20 protein-coding genes are annotated in these 17249 nt (G+C 61.0%); 9 read left to right on the top strand and 11 right to left on the bottom strand.

What is annotated here, in order from left to right; all coding sequences use genetic code 11:
• Positions 1–22 precede the first annotated feature (22 nt).
• Positions 23–670: a YceH family protein gene (locus FS767_RS05865; RefSeq protein WP_144964548.1), complete on the top strand. Its 648-nt coding sequence runs from the start codon at positions 23–25 to the stop codon at positions 668–670.
• A 3-nt stretch (positions 671–673) separates the two neighbouring features.
• Here the strand turns inward: FS767_RS05865 and FS767_RS05860 are convergent, their stop codons facing one another.
• The 8 genes from FS767_RS05860 to FS767_RS05825 all read right to left on the bottom strand — a co-directional run bounded on the left by FS767_RS05860 (position 674) and on the right by FS767_RS05825 (position 8093).
• Complete coding sequence (locus FS767_RS05860) at positions 674–862, bottom strand: hypothetical protein (RefSeq protein ID WP_058603364.1); 189 nt, start codon at positions 860–862, stop codon at positions 674–676.
• A gap of 146 nt (positions 863–1008) precedes the next feature.
• Positions 1009–2571 (bottom strand): alkyl hydroperoxide reductase subunit F, encoded by a 1563-nt coding sequence (ahpF, locus tag FS767_RS05855; protein ID WP_144964547.1) that lies wholly within the window; start codon positions 2569–2571, stop codon positions 1009–1011.
• A gap of 187 nt (positions 2572–2758) precedes the next feature.
• A complete protein-coding gene (gene ahpC, locus FS767_RS05850; RefSeq protein WP_028686434.1) occupies positions 2759–3322 on the bottom strand; it encodes an alkyl hydroperoxide reductase subunit C in 564 nt (187 codons plus the stop codon).
• Positions 3323–3567: 245 nt separating this feature from the next.
• Positions 3568–4923 carry a glutathione-disulfide reductase gene (gorA, locus tag FS767_RS05845; RefSeq protein WP_144964546.1) on the bottom strand — a complete coding sequence of 452 codons (1356 nt, stop codon included), beginning with the start codon at positions 4921–4923 and terminating at the stop codon, positions 3568–3570.
• A 148-nt stretch (positions 4924–5071) separates the two neighbouring features.
• The gene (gene galU, locus FS767_RS05840; protein ID WP_058603367.1) at positions 5072–5911 is read right to left on the bottom strand and encodes a UTP--glucose-1-phosphate uridylyltransferase GalU; all 840 of its coding nucleotides are present in this window, start codon (positions 5909–5911) and stop codon (positions 5072–5074) included.
• Positions 5912–6094: 183 nt separating this feature from the next.
• Positions 6095–7006 carry a c-type cytochrome gene (locus FS767_RS05835; protein ID WP_144964545.1) on the bottom strand — a complete coding sequence of 304 codons (912 nt, stop codon included), beginning with the start codon at positions 7004–7006 and terminating at the stop codon, positions 6095–6097.
• Complete coding sequence (locus FS767_RS05830) at positions 7003–7653, bottom strand: cytochrome c (protein ID WP_144964544.1); 651 nt, start codon at positions 7651–7653, stop codon at positions 7003–7005. The genes FS767_RS05835 and FS767_RS05830 overlap by 4 nt, the downstream gene beginning before the upstream one ends.
• 77 nt (positions 7654–7730) lie before the next feature.
• Complete coding sequence (locus FS767_RS05825; protein ID WP_027916109.1) at positions 7731–8093, bottom strand: hypothetical protein; 363 nt, start codon at positions 8091–8093, stop codon at positions 7731–7733.
• Between the two features lie 147 nt (positions 8094–8240).
• Between FS767_RS05825 and FS767_RS05820 the strand changes: the two genes are divergently transcribed.
• The 8 genes from FS767_RS05820 (at position 8241) to csrA (ending at position 14010) form a co-directional block, all read left to right on the top strand.
• Positions 8241–8543 carry a DUF1883 domain-containing protein gene (locus tag FS767_RS05820; RefSeq protein WP_027916110.1) on the top strand — a complete coding sequence of 101 codons (303 nt, stop codon included), beginning with the start codon at positions 8241–8243 and terminating at the stop codon, positions 8541–8543.
• A gap of 8 nt (positions 8544–8551) precedes the next feature.
• Positions 8552–8722, top strand: coding sequence for a hypothetical protein (locus FS767_RS22815; protein WP_167339645.1), 171 nt, complete (start codon positions 8552–8554; stop codon positions 8720–8722).
• Between the two features lie 38 nt (positions 8723–8760).
• On the top strand, positions 8761–9837 hold the full coding sequence (locus FS767_RS05815) for a nitronate monooxygenase family protein (protein WP_144964543.1): 1077 nt from the start codon (positions 8761–8763) through the stop codon (positions 9835–9837).
• A 107-nt stretch (positions 9838–9944) separates the two neighbouring features.
• The gene (modA, locus tag FS767_RS05810; RefSeq protein WP_144964542.1) at positions 9945–10697 is read left to right on the top strand and encodes a molybdate ABC transporter substrate-binding protein; all 753 of its coding nucleotides are present in this window, start codon (positions 9945–9947) and stop codon (positions 10695–10697) included.
• Positions 10697–11377: a molybdate ABC transporter permease subunit gene (gene modB / locus FS767_RS05805; protein WP_144964541.1), complete on the top strand. Its 681-nt coding sequence runs from the start codon at positions 10697–10699 to the stop codon at positions 11375–11377. The genes modA and modB overlap by 1 nt, the downstream gene beginning before the upstream one ends.
• A gap of 1 nt (position 11378) precedes the next feature.
• Positions 11379–12470 carry a molybdenum ABC transporter ATP-binding protein gene (gene modC, locus FS767_RS05800; RefSeq protein ID WP_144964540.1) on the top strand — a complete coding sequence of 364 codons (1092 nt, stop codon included), beginning with the start codon at positions 11379–11381 and terminating at the stop codon, positions 12468–12470.
• Positions 12471–12541: 71 nt separating this feature from the next.
• Positions 12542–13564, top strand: coding sequence for a DNA topoisomerase IB (locus FS767_RS05795; RefSeq protein ID WP_027916115.1), 1023 nt, complete (start codon positions 12542–12544; stop codon positions 13562–13564).
• Positions 13565–13818: 254 nt separating this feature from the next.
• Complete coding sequence (gene csrA, locus FS767_RS05790) at positions 13819–14010, top strand: carbon storage regulator CsrA (RefSeq protein WP_058637808.1); 192 nt, start codon at positions 13819–13821, stop codon at positions 14008–14010.
• A gap of 41 nt (positions 14011–14051) precedes the next feature.
• On the opposite strand, the gene FS767_RS05785 is transcribed toward csrA, so the two are convergent.
• Genes FS767_RS05785 through FS767_RS05775 form a run of 3 tightly spaced genes read right to left on the bottom strand, consistent with a single transcriptional unit; the run spans position 14052 to position 17027 of the window.
• Entirely contained in the window at positions 14052–14405 is a 354-nt protein-coding gene (locus FS767_RS05785) for a response regulator (protein ID WP_144964539.1), read from the bottom strand.
• A gap of 11 nt (positions 14406–14416) precedes the next feature.
• A complete protein-coding gene (locus FS767_RS05780; protein WP_144964538.1) occupies positions 14417–15862 on the bottom strand; it encodes an ATPase domain-containing protein in 1446 nt (481 codons plus the stop codon).
• 10 nt (positions 15863–15872) lie between these two features.
• A complete protein-coding gene (locus FS767_RS05775; RefSeq protein ID WP_144964537.1) occupies positions 15873–17027 on the bottom strand; it encodes a nitrogen regulation protein NR(II) in 1155 nt (384 codons plus the stop codon).
• Positions 17028–17249 lie beyond the last annotated feature (222 nt).

Here is a 17249-nt window from a genome sequence, read left to right as displayed (position 1 = left end):
TTCCCAGCAATGAGACAGGGCCATGTCCGAGCAAGACACCACCACTGAAGGTCGCTTGAACAGCGTCGAGATTCGCGTGCTCGGCTCGCTGATCGAAAAACAGGTTACCAGCCCGGAAAGCTACCCACTCACCCTCAACGCCCTGCTCCTGGCCTGTAACCAAAAGACCAGCCGCGAACCGGTGATGAACCTCACCCAGGGCCAAGTGGGCCAGGCGCTGCGCAGCCTCGAAGCACAACAGATGGCACGCCTGCAGATGGGCAGCCGCGCCGATCGCTGGGAACACCGGGTGGACAAGGCGCTGGAATTGGTGCCTGCACAGCTGGTGCTGATGGGGCTGATGTTCCTGCGTGGCCCGCAGACCCTCAGCGAGTTGCTAGCCCGCAGCAACCGCCTGCACGACTTCGACGACACTGACCAGGTCCGCCACCAGCTCGAGCGCCTGGTATCACGTAACTTGGCTGTGCACCTGCCGCGTCAGGCCGGTCAGCGGGAAGACCGTTACACGCATGGGTTGGGTGACCCGGCGGAGATCGAAACCATTCTGGCCGCAAGGCAGCAGGAAGGTCCAACGCGCAGCGGTACCGGCGCGGCCGCGCAGGATCGAATCGAAGCACTGGAAGCGCGTATCGCTGCATTGGAAGCTCGCCTGGACGCACTTGGCGGCTAGGCTTCAACGGTCTGATTTGGGGAAGTTGCGGCAGCTCTTGCGCTCGGCCATTTCACGATCGCTTGGGCGCTGATCGACGAATACAGTGTGGCCGTTGCTGTAGATCTCAAGGTAGCCCCAGTGCAGGTCTTGTTCAGTCTGCCCAGGCTTTGGCGGCACTAGCCACCAGGGTTCGCGGCTGATCAGGGTCATTGCGTGGCTCCTGAAGGGTCTGCATGTAAGCATAGACACCCTCATGCCACGGGGGTTTAGCCAGGCCCATGACAAAACCCCCGCATGCGCTGCGCCGTAGAGCACGGCCAGTGCATGCGAGGGTTGCGGCTCTGCCCAAATGTCGCTTATGCAGGGGCCGAGGTGCGGATCAGGTGGTCGAAGGCGGCCAGAGACGCCTTCGCCCCTTCGCCAACGGCGATCACGATCTGTTTGTAGGGCACCGTCGTCACGTCACCTGCAGCGAACACGCCCGCAATACTGGTCTGCCCCTTGGCATCGACGATAATTTCGCCGCGTGCCGACAGTTCAACGGTGCCTTTGAGCCAATCGGTGTTCGGCAACAGACCGATCTGAACGAAAATTCCCTCCAACGCCAGCTCATGTTCGATGTCGCTGGTCCGGTCCTTATAACGCAGGCCAGTTACTTTTTCGCCATTGCCGATCACTTCGGTGGTCAGTGCCTGGGTGATGACCGTCACGTTAGGCAAGCTGTGCAACTTGCGTTGCAGCACCGCATCGGCACGCAGCTGGCTATCGAATTCAATCAACGTCACCTGCGCCACGATACCTGCCAAATCGATCGCCGCTTCCACACCGGAGTTACCGCCACCAATCACCGCCACGCGCTTGCCCTTGAACAATGGGCCATCGCAGTGCGGGCAGTAGGCCACGCCGCGGCCACGGTATTGCTGTTCACCCGGTACATTCATCTCGCGCCAGCGAGCGCCGGTGGCCAGGATGACGGTCTTGGCCTTGAGCGAAGCCCCGCTCGCCATGCGCACTTCATGCAGGCCGCCGTCGGTAGCCGGAATCAGTGCTTCACCGCGCTGCAGGTTCATGATGTCCACCTCGTACTGCTTGACGTGTTCCTCAAGCGCGGTGGCCAGTTTCGGGCCTTCGGTTTCATGCACGGACACAAAGTTCTCGATGGCCATGGTGTCGAGCACCTGCCCACCGAACCGTTCGGCGGCCACGCCGGTGCGGATACCCTTGCGCGCTGCATAGATGGCGGCAGAGGCACCTGCCGGGCCACCGCCCACGACCAGTACATCGAACGCCTGCTTGGCATTGAGTTTCTCGGCCTGACGCGCGCCGGCGTTGGTGTCGATCTTGCCAAGAATTTCCTCAAGGCCCATGCGCCCCTGGCCGAACACCTCACCGTTGAGGTACACGCTGGGCACGGCCATGATCTGGCGGGCATCGACTTCAGCCTGGAACAGTGCACCGTCGATGGCCACGTGGCGTACGTTGGGGTTGAGCACCGCCATCAGGTTCAATGCCTGAACCACATCCGGGCAGTTCTGGCAGGACAGCGAGAAGTAGGTCTCGAAGCTGAACTCCCCTTCCAGCGCCTGGATCTGCTCGATCACTTCCAGGCTGGCCTTGGAGGGGTGGCCGCCCACTTGCAGCAGCGCCAGTACCAGGGACGTGAACTCGTGGCCCATGGGAATGCCGGCGAAACGCAGGCTGATGTCGCCGTTGGGGCGATTGAGCGAGAACGAAGGGCGGCGGGCGTCGTCGCCATCGGCTCGCAGGGTGATGAGGCTGGACAAGCCGGCGATTTCCACCAGCAGGTCGTGTAATTCGCGGGACTTCGCACCGTCGTCGAGGGAAGCAACGATCTTGATCGGCTGGGTGACCCGCTCCAGGTAGGTTTTCAGTTGCGATTTAAGCGTGGCGTCCAACATACGGGCGATTTCCTTTTTCAAAACTCGGATACAAAAACGCCCAGGCGAAGTCGCCCGGGCGTTTGACGGGGCGGTAAGTGGTTCAGCTGTGGCGGCTGCTTACCGCCCGCGTATGGCACATGACTGGCTGCTCATCCCGCAAGGCCCGCGCGGCGCTGCCGCTGCACAGGCGCTTATCGGGCGAGAATCAGATCTTGCCGACCAGATCCAGCGACGGCGCCAGAGTAGCCTCGCCTTCTTTCCACTTGGCTGGGCAGACTTCGCCTGGGTGCGCGGCGACGTACTGGGCAGCCTTGACCTTGCGCAGCAACTCGGTAGCGTCACGACCTACACCACCGTCGTTCAGCTCGACGATCTTGATCTGGCCTTCGGGGTTGATCACGAAGGTACCGCGGTCAGCCAGGCCGGCTTCTTCGATCAGTACGTCGAAGTTGCGGGCGATCACATGGGTCGGGTCGCCGATCAGTGGGTACTGAATCTTGCCGATGGTGTCCGAGGTGTCGTGCCACGCTTTGTGGGTGAAGTGGGTGTCGGTGGAAACACCGTAGATCTCAACGCCCAGTTTCTGGAACTCGGCGTAGTTGTCAGCAAGGTCACCCAGCTCGGTCGGGCACACGAAAGTGAAGTCGGCTGGATAGAAGAACACGACAGACCATTTGCCTTTCAGGTCGGCTTCGCTGACCGGGACGAACTCGCCCTTGTGGTAGGCAGTGGCGTTGAACGGTTTGACCTGGCTGTTGATGATAGGCATGAGAGACGCTCCTTCATGGGTTGAAATCAGTTGACGGAGAGAATCCTAACCGCATGGACCGATAAAGGCTCATTGGCAAACCTGATGCTTATGATTGGTTTTGGCTATGAGCCCGACCGGTCAAAGGCGGCCTAACCCGGTGTTGCCCAAGCGCGCGGCAACCCATGGATGCGGCGGCGTGGGGCTGCGGCTACTTAACCGCCACCCCGCATCTAGGCCGCACGTTGCGTGCGGCCTGGGTTGAGTCAGCGAGTCACCGTGCGCATGGTCACGAATTCTTCCGCTGCAGTGGGGTGCACACCGATGGTTTCATCGAACTGTTGCTTGGTCGCGCCCGCTTTGAGCGCGATGCCCAGGCCCTGGATGATCTCGCCTGCATCCGGCCCGACCATGTGGCAACCGAGCACCTTGTCGGTCTTGGCATCCACCACCAGCTTCATCAGGGTCTTTTCCTGGATGTCGGTGAGGGTCAGTTTCATGGCGCGGAAGCGGCTTTCGAAGACCTTGACCTCGTGGCCCTGCTCGACGGCCTGTTCTTCGGTGAGCCCTACCGTGCCGATAGGCGGCTGGCTGAACACTGCCGTGGGGATGTTCTGGTAGTCCACGGGGCGGTATTGCTCCGGCTTGAACAAACGCCTGGCCACGGCCATACCTTCAGCCAGTGCCACCGGCGTCAGTTGCACGCGGCCGATCACATCACCAATGGCCAGGATCGAGGGCGCCGTGGTCTGGTATTGATCGTCTACTCGCACGTAGCCCTTCTCATCCAGTTCGACGCCGGTGTTTTCCAGGCCAAGGTTGTCCAGCATCGGACGCCGGCCGGTGGCGTAGAAGATGCAGTCGGCAACCAGTTCCCGCCCGTCCTTGAGCGTCGCCTTGAGGCTGCCATCCGCGAGTTTGTCGATGCGCTGGATGTCAGCATTGAACTGCAAGTCGAGCCCGCGTTTTTCGAGCTCTTCCTTGAGGTGGGTACGCACCGAACCATCGAAGCCGCGCAGGAACAGATCGCCGCGATACAGCAACGTGGTCGCGGCGCCCAGCCCCTGGAAGATCCCGGCGAATTCCACCGCGATGTAGCCGCCGCCCACCACCAGCACCCGCCGCGGCAGGTCCTTGAGGTAGAACGCTTCGTTGGAGGTGATCGCCAAGTCCTTGCCAGGGATGTCGGGTACCTGGGGCCAGCCGCCGGTGGCGATCAGGATGTGCTCGGCGCTGTAGCGCTGGCCTTCGACCTCGACCTCGTTGGGACCGGTCATGCGCGCATGACCTTGAACCAGGGTCACGCCGCTGTTGATCAGCAGGTTGCGGTAGATACCGTTGAGCCGTTCGATTTCACGGTTCTTGTTGGCAATCAGCGTACCCCAGTCGAAGTGCCCTTCTTCCAGGGTCCAGCCGTATCCCGCAGCCTGCTCCAGCTCGTCAGCCACATGTGCGCCATACACCAGCAGCTTTTTGGGCACACAGCCCACGTTGACACAGGTGCCGCCCAGGTAGCGGCTCTCGGCAACCGCTACCTTGGCGCCAAAACCGGCAGCGAACCGTGCGGCGCGCACGCCACCGGAGCCGGCGCCAATCACGAACAGATCAAAATCGTAGGCCACTTTTCGTTCTCCAAAAAAAAAGCTGCAAGCTTCAAGCGGCAGACTGCACAACGGGCAGCGTGGCTTGTCACTTGCAGCTTGGTACCGGCAGTTTCAAGCTTCAAGCATCAGGCGGCAAGAAAAAACGCGCCTGGCTTGCAGCAGGGGCTCAGTAGGCCTTGCCGGTCTTGTAGTAGTTCTCGAAGCAGAAGTTGGTCGCGTCGATGTAGCCTTCGGCGCCACCGCAGTCGAAACGCTGGCCTTTGAACTTGTACGCGATTACGCAGCCATTCTGGGCCTGTTGCAGCAAGGCGTCGGTGATCTGGATTTCGCCGCCCTTGCCGGGTTCGGTATTGGCGATAATGTCGAAGATATCCGGGGTCAGGATATAACGACCGATGATCGCCAAGTTGGACGGGGCATCTTCAGGTTTTGGTTTCTCTACCATGTTGGTCACACGGAAGATGTCGTCACGAATCATGTCGCCGGCAATGACACCGTACTTGTTGGTTTCCTGCGGATCGACTTCCTGAATGGCGACGATCGAGCAACGGAACTGGTTGTACAGCTTCACCATCTGGGTCAGCACGCCGTCGCCTTCAGGGTTGACGCACAGGTCGTCCGCCAGCACTACGGCGAAGGGCTCGTCGCCGATCAGCGGACGGCCGGTGAGGATAGCGTGGCCCAGGCCTTTCATCTCGGTCTGACGGGTGTAGGAGAACGAGCACTCGTCCAGGAGGCGACGAATGCCTACCAGATATTTCTCCTTGTCGGTGCCCTTGATCTGGTTTTCCAGCTCGTAGCTGATGTCGAAGTGATCTTCCAGCGCGCGCTTACCGCGACCGGTAACGATGGAGATCTCGCTCAACCCTGCATCCAATGCTTCCTCAACGCCGTACTGGATCAACGGCTTGTTGACCACTGGCAGCATTTCCTTCGGCATGGCTTTGGTGGCTGGCAGGAAGCGAGTGCCATAGCCGGCTGCCGGGAACAAGCATTTCTTGATCATAAACGTCCTTAACAAAGGCTAGGCCTGGGGGTTACGGCGCAGTCTAATCAGGCGGCGGTCACCTTACAATGCCCCGCCTGTGGCCGATCGTTGGGAACATAGAGGCAACCGCTCACGGATAGTTCAAAGGGTCGCCCAATATTCCTGACCGGTACGTCACCCCTCCAGGCCCTTGCCCGGCCATCAGCGACCAGTGCCCTGCCCGATCAACACCCCCTCGACCTTCTGGCCATAGAGGTTGACCCCGTCATTGGCATGGAACTTCAGGCGCGTTTTCTCGATGGAGCCCTCTACCAACCGTGGGTCCTGGGGCCGCTCGTGCCGGTTTATCCAGGCCGCCACATCCCAGGCCTGCTGGTCGCTGAGCGAACCCGGTCGACCCAGTGGCATGTTGTACTTGATGAATGACGCCGCCGTGTTGATCCGGTGCATTCCCGCCCCCCAGTTGTAGGCATCCCTGCCCCAGAGCGGCGGCATCACATACTCGCCCGCCACCTTCTGCCCTTCGCCCTGCTTGCCGTGGCAGATCGCACATTGTTCGAGATACACCTTCTGCCCACGCGTGAAGTCATAGCCACCCGCTGGCGGCGCCACTTCCGGATAACCTCGCCCGGCCAACGCGACCCCGGTCGGCGCCTTGGTAGAGAGCCAGTAGGAATAAACCGACAGCGCAGTCATCTGTGGACTATCAGCCGCCGGCGGCTTGCCGTTCATGCTGAACTGAAAGCAACCCTGAATTCGCTCGGCATAGGTGTTGACCTTGTCGTTTTTCTTGCGGTAGGCCGGGTACATCGGATAGGCGCCCCACAGGGGAGCCGAGTGCGCCATGCGCCCTTGATCTAGGTGGCAGTTACTACAGTTCATGCCGTTGCCAACCGCTTCAGGCATCAGTCGCCGGGTATCGACGAACAGGGCGTGCCCCTCGCGCACCATCTTGCCAAACGCATTGTCCGGCAACTCGCCCTCGGCCGGCGGCACGAAGCGCGGCTGCGCCTGTGCATCCGGCACCTTGAGCTGGGACTGGTCCTCCATGGTCACGGGGTTGGCGTGAGCGCTGCCTGCGGCCAGCAGCAGGGCTGTAAGCAAAGGCTTCATGGCTTGGCCTCCAGGTTGGCGGGACGGGCGAAAAACTCGGCAACGGCCGTGATCTCGTCGGGGGTCATGGCCTTGGCCACGCCGACCATCAGCTGGTTGGGATCGTTACTGCGCGTTCCATCCCGCCAGGCGTTGAGTTGTGCCACCAGGTAAGCTGCAGGCTGGCCTGACAACGGAGGAAAGTGCTCGCCCACCCCGCCACCGCCAGGGCCGTGGCACTGGATACATCCGGGGATGTGCCGATCCCAGTCGCCATAAAGCGCAAGCCGCAGCGTTGGATCATCGGCAATTTGCTGACGGCGCAGGTCACCGGTTGCCGGTGCCGGCAAGCTGGCCAGGTAGGCGCTCACAGCCGTGATCTCGTCCTCGGACAACGCCTTTGCCAAGGGCGCCATTACTGCCTGCTGTCGAGTGCCTTTGCGCCAGTCATGCAATTGCTTGCTCAAGTAGGAGGCCGGCAGGCCAGCGAGCCTGGGAAAGCCTGCTGCGCCGATGCCGTTGCCATCGGCACCGTGGCACCCGATGCAGGCCAGGGCAGCGGGGTCGGCGCCCCCTTGGGTAAAGACTTTCTGGCCATCTGCAGCGTGGGCCGATGCCCAGGCCAGGGACATCAGGCCACCGATCACCATGACGCTGAACGGTCTCATCACGAACCTCCTTTTCTATTGTTATATGCTTAGGCCCAAAACATATAAGCAAAAGGAGGATGGTCACTTGCGCTGGGTCAATCCCCGGAAATACAAGCCGTCGCGGCTTTGCGCACATCACCCGGGCGCAATGGGAAGTTGCTCAGACGCTCATGCAACTTGATGCTGCTGCCATTGTTGCCTCGCTGGCTGATATCCAGGAGCGCGCCTGGGCCCTCGCCTGGCGAGAACTTCTGCGGCACGATCAGACGCAATCCATCGCCGCGTTTCTCTTCCGTCAACGGGCCACGCGAGTCGGCCAGGCGGGCCTTCACGCAGTCGGCATATTCACGTGGCGTCTTGCCTGACATCACATCCATCGTTTCATGGGACTGTTCAAGGTCAGACACACTGGCGCACCCGGCCAGGGTCAGCATCCACGCCGCCAACATCCACTTCATCTGCTGCACCTCTGTCATCACGAACCCCGTTCGACCGTGATCTGGCTCTTTTGCTCCCTGGACTGGCAGATTTATCTGCGCCCGGCGCGCTCACTGCGCATCGTGGTATCGTGCGCGTTTGCAAAACCAGACTTTGCGGAGCCACACATGAAATTCGTACACCAGCGCGAGCACCTCAATGAGGACGATATCGTCGTCATCGAGTGCTCCCAGCGCTGCAACATCCGTCTGATGAACGACGCCAACTTTCGCAGCTTCAAGAATGGCGGTCGTCACACCTATCACGGCGGCCACTTCGACAAGTTCCCCGCCAAGATCACCGTGCCTAGCACCGGTTTCTGGAACATCACCATCGATACCGTGACGACCCGTCCGATCTCGGTCACGCGCAAGCCCAGCCTTACGCACAAGATCAAGATCATCCGCCGTTCCTCGTCGCAACTCAGGTAAGGCCAGCCATGACCCAGACCATCAAGTACGTCATCAAATACAAGCTCGAAGGCCAGCGCCGCTGGGATTTCGCCCTCATGTCAGACGACTCTCCGGAACAGGCCCTGCAAGCCCTGCGCAAGATCCATGGTGAAGACGTCGACAAGGTCAGCGACATCCAGGTCAGCAAGGCACTCTAATCGCCCTGCCCCCATTCACTGCGCTGAAGGAGCGTTGCATGAGTCAGTGGCCCGATCGCCGTATTCTCGATTTGCTGGGTATCGAAAGGCCCATCCTTCAAGCGCCGATGGCTGGGGCATCTGGCACGGCGATGGCCATTGCGGTCAGCCAGGCCGGTGGTCTTGGCGCCCTGCCTTGCGCCATGCTCACCCACCAGCAGGTACGCGAGCACATCGCGGCCTTTCGAGCCGCCAGCCCTGGCCGCCCCCTGAACCTGAACTTCTTCTGCCATCAGGTACCGGCTTGCGATGCCGACGCCCTGACCGCGTGGAAGCAGGTGCTCGAACCCTTCTATCGAGCATTGGGGGCTGATTTCGAAGCACCTGCACCGGTATCCAACCGCGCCCCTTTCGACGAACAGAGCTGTCAGCTGGTTGAGGAACTGCGCCCTGAAGTGGTGAGTTTCCACTTCGGCCTGCCTCAAGCTGACCTGCTACGCAGGGTCAAAGCCAGCGGGGCCCGGGTACTGTCCAGTGCCACCACTGTCGAAGAGGCGCGCTGGCTACAGGACCGTGGCTGCGATGCGATCATCGCCATGGGCTATGAGGCTGGCGGACATCGCGGCATGTTCCTCAGTGAAGACATCACCACCCAAATCGGTACGCTTGCGCTGGTGCCGCAAGTGGCCGATGCCGTCGATGTACCGGTGATCGCGGCCGGTGGTATTGCCGACCATCGTGGTCTGCTGGCCGCATTGGCACTGGGCGCGTCTGCGGTGCAGATCGGAACTGCGTACCTGTTCTGCCCCGAGACCAACGTGTCGTCGTTTCACCGGCAGGCGCTGGACAGTGCGCCGGCCAGCGACACAGCCCTGACCAACCTGTTCACTGGCCGCCCGGCCCGCGGCATCAATAATCGCCTGATGCGCGATCTGGGCCCCATGAGCGCGCAGGCACCGCGGTTTCCACTGGCAGGTGGCGCGTTGATGCCGTTGCGGGCGATCACTGAGGCCCAAGGCGACAGTGACTTCAGCAACCTTTGGGCGGGCCAGGCACTGCGCCTTGGTCGGCACATGTCCGCTGCAGACCTGACCCGTGACATTGCAGACAAAGCACTGGCTCGACTAAGCCGCTAGCTGGACCGCACGAAACTTGCTCCAACCTCTATTCAACAAAAACAGCTGCAGGCAACTGGCGAAGCGCTATATAGTCAGGCACATAACGAAAACCAGGAGCTGTCCCAATGCGTTCTCGCCTGCCCTATCTAGCCGCCCTCGCCAGCCTGATCACGCTGAACACTGCCTGGGCCGACGAGGTCCAGGTGGCTGTCGCCGCCAACTTCACCGCGCCAATCCAGGCCATCGCCAAGGATTTCGAGAAGGACACCGGCCATACGTTGATCGCAGCCTACGGCGCTACCGGGCAGTTCTATGCCCAGATCAAGAACGGTGCCCCCTTCGAAGTGTTCCTGGCAGCAGACGACAGCACCCCGGCCAAGCTCGAGCAAGAGAACGCCATCGTGCCGGGCTCACGCTTTACCTACGCCATTGGCACACTGGCCCTGTGGTCGGCCCAGCCTGGGTATGTGGATGACAAAGGCGCGGTCTTGCAAGGCAATGCCTACAAGCACCTCTCGCTCGCCAACCCGAAGACCGCGCCGTATGGCCTGGCGGCCACGCAAGTGCTGGAAAAGCTCAAGTTGACAGAGGCGACGCGCGCCAAATGGGTCGAGGGTCAAAATATCACCCAAGCCTTCCAGTTCGTATCTACCGGTAATGCAGAGCTGGGCTTTGTGGCGCTGTCGCAGATCTTCAAGGATGGCAAGGTACAGAGCGGTTCGGCCTGGATCGTCCCGGCTTCCTTGCACGACCCCATCCGCCAGGACGCAGTGATCCTGGAAAAAGGCAAGGACAACCCGGCTGCCAAGGCCCTGGTGGACTACCTGAAGGGCCCCAAGGCAGCTGCGGTGATCAAAGCCTACGGTTATGAAATCTGATGCCGCTCGATGCCAGTGACCTTGGCGCCATCTGGCTTACCCTGAAGCTGGCCAGCCTGACCACCCTGATCCTGTTGATCGTGGGCACACCCATCGCCTGGTGGCTGGCACGCACCCGGTCATGGCTACGCGGCCCGATAGGTGCCATCGTTGCCCTGCCTTTGGTACTGCCGCCTACGGTGATCGGGTTCTACCTGCTGATTGCACTAGGGCCGCATGGCTGGCTTGGCCAGGCAATTGGAGCACTGGGCCTGGACAGTGTGGTGTTCAGCTTCTCGGGCCTTGTGATCGGCTCGGTCATCTACTCGATGCCCTTTGTGGTCCAGCCGCTGCAAAACGCTTTTGCCGCCATCGGTAAACGCCCCATGGAAGTGGCGGCCACGCTGCGCGCCGGGCCCTGGGACAGTTTCGTGCATGTGGCGCTACCACTGGCCCGTCCTGGCTTCATCACTGCCAGCATCCTGGGTTTTGCCCACACCGTAGGCGAGTTTGGTGTCGTGCTGATGATCGGTGGCAACATTCCCGACAAGACCCGCGTGGTGTCCGTGCAGATTTTCGACCATGTCGAGGCGATGGCCTACACCCAGGCTCACTGGCTTGCAGGCGCCATGCTGGTGTTCTCTTTCATGGTGCTGCTGTTGCTGTACGCAGGCAAACGCGGCAATGCGGGCTGGAACTGACATGACGCATTCGATCGTGGCACGCCTGAAACTGGCACGCGACGCTTTCACGCTGGACGTCGACCTGCAACTGCCAGGGCGCGGTATCAGCGCCTTGTTTGGGCACTCCGGGTCGGGCAAAACCAGTTGCCTGCGCTGCCTGGCCGGCTTGGAGCGCCCTGGTCAGGCGTATGTGCAAGTCAATGGCGAGGTCTGGGAGGACACCGCTCGCGGCTTCTTTCTACCGCCCCACCGGCGCCCGGTGGGCTACGTGTTCCAGGAACCCAGCCTGTTTGCACACCTGAGCGTACGTAGCAACCTGGAGTTCGGCTGGCGCCGTGTCCCGTCGAGCCAGCGCAAGGTAAGCCTGGAACATGCCAGCGAGCTGCTGGGCATCAGCCACCTGCTGGCGCGCCGACCTTCGACGCTATCGGGGGGCGAGGCGCAACGCGTCGGGATTGCCCGTGCGCTGCTCAGCAGCCCCCGACTACTGCTGATGGATGAGCCCCTGGCCGCTCTTGACGGGCCCCGCAAGCGCGAAATCCTGCCTTACCTCGAGCGCCTGCACGAGGAGCTGGACATACCCGTGGTGTATGTCAGCCACGCGCAGGACGAAGTGGCGCGCCTGGCTGACCATGTCGTTCTCCTGGAGCATGGGCGTGTGGTGGCAAGCGGTCCGGTTGCGCCTACCTTGGCCCGTCTGGACTTGTCGCTGGCCCAGGGCGAAGACGCCGGTGTGGTGCTCGAAGGCCAGGTGACAGGGCACGACCCGCACTACGATCTGCTTGAGCTGCGCCTGCCTGGTAACAAAGGGCTCGTCTTACGTTTCGCACACCCCATGCGCGCCCTGGGCAGCGCCTTGAGGGTCAAGGTCCATGCGCGCGACGTCAGCCTGGCGCTCACTGCTGACGGCACCTCAAGTATCCTCAACCGAGTGCACGTTCAGGTGCGCGATACCCACGCTGCCGACAACCCAGCTCACCTATTGGTCAGCCTGGATGCCGACGGTAGCATCCTGCTCGCGCGTATTACCCGTTTCTCGGCGGACCAGCTTGGGGTGCACCCAGGCCAGCGCCTGTATGCACAGATCAAATCGGTAGCATTGTTGAGCTAACGCGCAGAAATGGAGCAACGGCCAAGCGGCTGTTGTCCATTGATCAGTGACTTGATCGAGGCTTGCCGCCCATGCTCGACTGCCCGCTTCCCGAAACGCTGCATTACGTCGACGACAGCCAGCCCGGCTTGACTCGCCGCCGCTGGCGCGACCGCTTCATCTACCTGGACGCTAACGGTGAACGGGTGCGCGACCCTGAAACACTGGCGCGTATCGCTGCACTGGTGATCCCACCGGCCTACACCGATGTCTGGATATGCGCCGACCCGCAAGGGCACCTGCAGGCCACTGGCCGCGATGCCCGTGGCCGCAAACAGTACCGCTATCATGCCCAGTGGCGTGAAACCCGTGACCAGCACAAGTACGGCCGCATGCTCGCCTTCGCGCAGGCGTTGCCAAAGCTGCGCTCACAACTGGAAACCCACTTGTCTCGACCGGGCCTTGACCGTGAAAAGGTCATGGCCCTGGTGGTCAGCCTGCTGGACCATACCCTCATCCGCATTGGCAACCAGCGCTATATGCGCGACAACAAGTCCTACGGGCTGACAACCCTGCGTAATCGACATGTAGAGGTCAAGGGCAGTACCATCCGCTTTCAGTTCCGCGGCAAGCGTGGTGTCGAACACGATGTAACGCTGCGCGACCGACGCCTGGCGGCCTTGCTCAAGCGTTGCATGGAACTGCCCGGCCAGGCACTGTTCCAGTATCTCGATGCCGATGGCCAGCGTCACAGCATTGGTTCGAGCGACATCAATCAGTTTTTGCAACAGCTTACTGGCGCCGACTTCACGGCCAAGGACTACCGTACCTGGGCCGGCAGCAGCCTTGCGCTGGACTTGCTCAGGCCCTTGGCCTGGGAGCCGGAAACCGAGGCCAAACGCCAGGTCGCTGCCATCGTCAAGCAAGTCGCCTCGCGCCTTGGCAACACCCCTGCGGTGTGCCGACGTTGCTATATCCACCCAGCGGTACTGGAGCACTATACGCTCGGGCGCCTGGCCGCCTTGCCCAAGAGCCGAGTACGTAAGGGGCTGGACCCTGAAGAGGTTGCGTTGCTGGTCTTTCTAAAGGCATTGGAACAGCAGGCCGCACATTGAGCGCGTCTATCCAAGCGATGATGCAAAGATATTTCCCATTGAACGGCGCCCCCACTATCCTTGCGAACAAAGCACCTTGTCCGACGAAGCCTACATCGGGTGCGTGGCTGTCCATATACCCGCTGCGTGCCACAGATTTTGACATTCTGGGAATTACTAGGCTTTGGAAGCGTCTTTACTGAGAAGGAAAAGGGATAGGCTCCCACCGCCGGCTCACATGGCCTGCGGACTTTTTTACCACCAAGGAGAAGTACATGCTGATACTCACCCGTAAGGTTGGCGAGAGCATCGTCATCAACGACGACATCAAAGTCACCATTCTGGGCGTCAAAGGGATGCAGGTGAGGATAGGCATCGACGCACCCAAGGATGTTCAAGTTCACCGCGAGGAGATTTTCAAACGCATCCAGGCCGGTAGCCCAGCGCCTGAGAAGCAGGACGATTGATACTGATCATTCAAGCGGGCTGCAGGGATGCGCCCACAGCCTCAGCCGCTCAGTAGGCCACGCACGGTCGCAATCATCTCGCCCATGTCGAATGGCTTGTCGAACACTGCCGCGAACAAGGTCGGGCATCCCTCGCTAGCCTGGGCGCCGCTCATGAGGATGACCGGCAGCGTTTGCAACGCAGGGTCAGCCCGCATGGCACGCACCAGTTCCTGGCCATTGAGCACGGGCATCATGTAGTCGGTAATGACCAGCTGCACCTGCACCCGGTTGAGTACCTCCAGCGCTTTCTGGCCGTTACTCGCCTTTTCGATCGCATACCCTTCGTCCTCCAAAGCAAAGCCCAAGATGTCGGCTATCAGGTATTCGTCGTCGACGATCAGCACGGTCTTCATGTAACAGAAACCTACAGGCTCCCTTGCGCCACGGCTGTGCCAGAGAGAGCCCCACTAGTGCCTTCGAACGCTCTGCGCAGCGTGATTCCAGAGGAGGCGATCACAAGCTCATGCAAAGACGCGTCGTGAGCACTGTCGCGCACCTTGAGGATTGAGAGCATCCGGCGCAAGGTGCCGTCATGCTCCACGAATCGCATCAGCACCAGATTGTCGACGATGCTGGACAAGTCGGGCGCCGGCGCGCTGATTTCCGCACCGAAGATATCGCGCATTTCCCAGGTCAGCATCACGCTCACCTGGCGAGCGCGCAGCTCCCCGGTCAGCGCGCGAAAGAAGGCATTCAGGCGCCCGGGTTCGGTGGCCAGGCGGCTTAACGCGCCCAGGCTGTCGATCAGTACTCGCTTGGCGCCGGTTGCCTGGACCTGTTCGATCAAGCGCGCACCCAACTGGTCCAGCAGCACCTGCGTACCGGGCTCCCAGTACAGCGTCAGGCTCTGGGCCTGCTCCATGGCTGCAAAGTCGTACCCCAGTGAAGCCGCCTTGCTGCGCAGGCGATCGGGTGACTCGTAGAAGCCGAAATGCAGGCCAGGCGCCTGGGGCGTGCTGGCCGCCAAAAATGCCATGCCGAGCGACGTCTTGCCAATGCCAGAGGGACCGATCAGCAGCGTTACCGATCCAGCGGACAGACCGCCATCGAGCATGTCGTCGAGCGTCGACACACCGCTGCTGATTCGTGATGCGGCTGCATTGCAGGGCGCAATGGGCTTGGCGAACAACGACTCCAGACGCGGAAACACCGTCACACCGCTATCGTCGATCAGGCACTCGTGGCGACCGGACAAGGCGCCACTGCCACGGGTCTTGCGCAACTGAATCGTGCGAACGGCGCGGCTACCCACCATTTGCTCACCCAGCTCGATCACGCCGTCGACCATCGTGTGCTCAGGGCTGCCTTCCTCAAGCCGCGCGCTGGTCAACAACAGTACGGTGCAGCCGGCGAAAGCCGCATGACCTTGTAGTGCCGAGACGAATTTTTTGGTATCGAGCGATGTTTCGGCATGTACGCGAGCATTGAGTACGCCATCGACGATCAGCAAACTGGCCTTGTGTCGACTGATCTCCTGCCTGAGCAACCGGACAACGGCATCAAGGCCATCCTGCTCCAGGATGTCGAAGGCGCTGACGACTTGAATCTGGTCGCCGACCATCGACGGGTCGAAGAAGTCCAGCGTGCCCAGGTACTGAAATAACCGCTCATGGGACTCGCTGAGCAAGGTTGCCACCAGCGCCCGGCCCCCCTTTCGTACGTGCTCGCAGGCCAGTTGGTTGGCAAGAATGGTCTTGCCTGCGCCAGGTGGGCCCTGCACGATGTACGACGCCCCTGCCACCAACCCACCTTTGAGCAGGGCATCGAGCCCGTCGATACCTGTCAGCAATCGCTTGAGTGTCTGAGTCATGCTACGCCCCTTACGGCTCGATACCTGGCTGGTTTGAATGAACTGGCAAATAAAGCCGCATGCGGGTGCCGACGCCCAACTCGCTGTGCACGCTGATGGCACCGCCGCTTTGCCGGGCGAATCCATACACCTGGCTCAGGCCCAGGCCGGTACCCTTGCCGAAGGGCTTGGTGGTGAAGAAGGGTTCGAAAATACGTGGTAGCACATCCGCCGCCATGCCCTCGCCGCTGTCTTGCACCTCGAAGCACACGAAGCGGCCATGCAGGCCGTCGACCTCGCCTGTCAGCAACACCGCTTCGACGGTCAGGACAATGCGGCCCTCCTCGGCAATGGCATCCCGGGCATTGAACAGCAAGTTGAGCAGCACCATTTGTAACTGACCAGCATCCACTTCGATGCTGGGTAGATCAGGCTGTACCCGCGCATCCAGTGTGACCGAACTGGGCAGTGCATGAACAAGCAATCCATGGGTAGCGTCGATCAATTTGGCCGGCTCGATACAGGTCACCTCAAGCTTGCGATGACGGGCAAAGCTGAGCAGTTGACGGGTCAGGTCGGTGCCGCGTTGGCCAGCCTCGAGAATATTGTGCAGCATGCGCTGAGCGCGCTCTGGGTCGGGTGCGGCAAGGGCCAAGCGCGCAGAGCTGAGAATGATGGTCAACAGGTTGTTGAAATCATGTGCCAGCCCCCCGGTCAGCTGACCCAGCGCCTCGAGCTTCTGGGCCTCGAACAACTGCGCTCTGACGGCGTCCAGCTGCATCGCCGACTCGCGTCGATCGGTGATGTCCCGCGTGACCTTGGCAAGCCCGACGATCTGGCCTTGATCATCGCGCACCACATCGAGGGCCACCAGTGCCCAGAAGCGCGTGCCGTCTTTGCGCTGGCGCCACCCTTCATGCCGCGACACGCCGTGTTCAAGCGCTTGACGCAGCAATTGCTCCGGCTTGCCTTCGGCGCAGTCTTCAGGCGTGAAGAACAGAGAAAAATGACGGCCCACCACTTCATCGGCGCTATAGCCCTTGATTCTCTGGGCGCCAGCATTCCACGAGGCGATATGACCGGTGGTGTCCAGCATGTAGATGGCATAGTCCACCACGGACTGGACCAATTGCTCGTAACGATGAGCAGGCATTTCTGAATTGACCTGGCAATCAGTTGAAACCATGCGAGCTCCACCGGTACGGCAGGTAAACATAATCCAAACGACTACATCTCAGGCATTGACACACGCTGTTCACCGTCGTTGCGCAGTCGTCAGCCCGACCATCACATCCAGTGACTTGGCTAACATTGGGCCAAGCTCATGACACTGTCAATCGGCTGCTCGTGATGGGATGTGATGTGCGGAATACGGCAGCCAAGGTTGACTCTGCTATAACGGTGGGTT

The sequence above is a fragment of the Pseudomonas sp. DE0010 genome (assembly GCF_007680745.1).
Taxonomy (GTDB): domain Bacteria; phylum Pseudomonadota; class Gammaproteobacteria; order Pseudomonadales; family Pseudomonadaceae; genus Aquipseudomonas; species Aquipseudomonas parafulva_B.
Note: the sequence above shows the minus strand (reverse complement) of the source record. Positions and strands in the feature narration are given on the sequence as shown.

Excerpts from the sequence above, each read along its gene's own strand:
- FS767_RS05865 (WP_144964548.1), top strand. The coding sequence starts at position 23 with ATGTCCGAGCAAGACACCACCACTGAAGGTCGCTTGAACAGCGTCGAG.
- FS767_RS05860 (WP_058603364.1), bottom strand. The coding sequence starts at position 862 with ATGACCCTGATCAGCCGCGAACCCTGGTGGCTAGTGCCGCCAAAGCCT.
- ahpF (WP_144964547.1), bottom strand. The coding sequence starts at position 2,571 with ATGTTGGACGCCACGCTTAAATCGCAACTGAAAACCTACCTGGAGCGG.
- ahpC (WP_028686434.1), bottom strand. The coding sequence starts at position 3,322 with ATGCCTATCATCAACAGCCAGGTCAAACCGTTCAACGCCACTGCCTAC.
- galU (WP_058603367.1), bottom strand. The coding sequence starts at position 5,911 with ATGATCAAGAAATGCTTGTTCCCGGCAGCCGGCTATGGCACTCGCTTC.
- FS767_RS05835 (WP_144964545.1), bottom strand. The coding sequence starts at position 7,006 with ATGAAGCCTTTGCTTACAGCCCTGCTGCTGGCCGCAGGCAGCGCTCAC.
- FS767_RS05830 (WP_144964544.1), bottom strand. The coding sequence starts at position 7,653 with ATGAGACCGTTCAGCGTCATGGTGATCGGTGGCCTGATGTCCCTGGCC.
- FS767_RS05825 (WP_027916109.1), bottom strand. The coding sequence starts at position 8,093 with ATGAAGTGGATGTTGGCGGCGTGGATGCTGACCCTGGCCGGGTGCGCC.
- FS767_RS05820 (WP_027916110.1), top strand. The coding sequence starts at position 8,241 with ATGAAATTCGTACACCAGCGCGAGCACCTCAATGAGGACGATATCGTC.
- FS767_RS22815 (WP_167339645.1), top strand. The coding sequence starts at position 8,552 with ATGACCCAGACCATCAAGTACGTCATCAAATACAAGCTCGAAGGCCAG.
- FS767_RS05815 (WP_144964543.1), top strand. The coding sequence starts at position 8,761 with ATGAGTCAGTGGCCCGATCGCCGTATTCTCGATTTGCTGGGTATCGAA.
- modA (WP_144964542.1), top strand. The coding sequence starts at position 9,945 with ATGCGTTCTCGCCTGCCCTATCTAGCCGCCCTCGCCAGCCTGATCACG.
- modB (WP_144964541.1), top strand. The coding sequence starts at position 10,697 with ATGCCGCTCGATGCCAGTGACCTTGGCGCCATCTGGCTTACCCTGAAG.
- modC (WP_144964540.1), top strand. The coding sequence starts at position 11,379 with ATGACGCATTCGATCGTGGCACGCCTGAAACTGGCACGCGACGCTTTC.
- FS767_RS05795 (WP_027916115.1), top strand. The coding sequence starts at position 12,542 with ATGCTCGACTGCCCGCTTCCCGAAACGCTGCATTACGTCGACGACAGC.
- csrA (WP_058637808.1), top strand. The coding sequence starts at position 13,819 with ATGCTGATACTCACCCGTAAGGTTGGCGAGAGCATCGTCATCAACGAC.
- FS767_RS05785 (WP_144964539.1), bottom strand. The coding sequence starts at position 14,405 with ATGAAGACCGTGCTGATCGTCGACGACGAATACCTGATAGCCGACATC.
- FS767_RS05780 (WP_144964538.1), bottom strand. The coding sequence starts at position 15,862 with ATGACTCAGACACTCAAGCGATTGCTGACAGGTATCGACGGGCTCGAT.
- FS767_RS05775 (WP_144964537.1), bottom strand. The coding sequence starts at position 17,027 with ATGGTTTCAACTGATTGCCAGGTCAATTCAGAAATGCCTGCTCATCGT.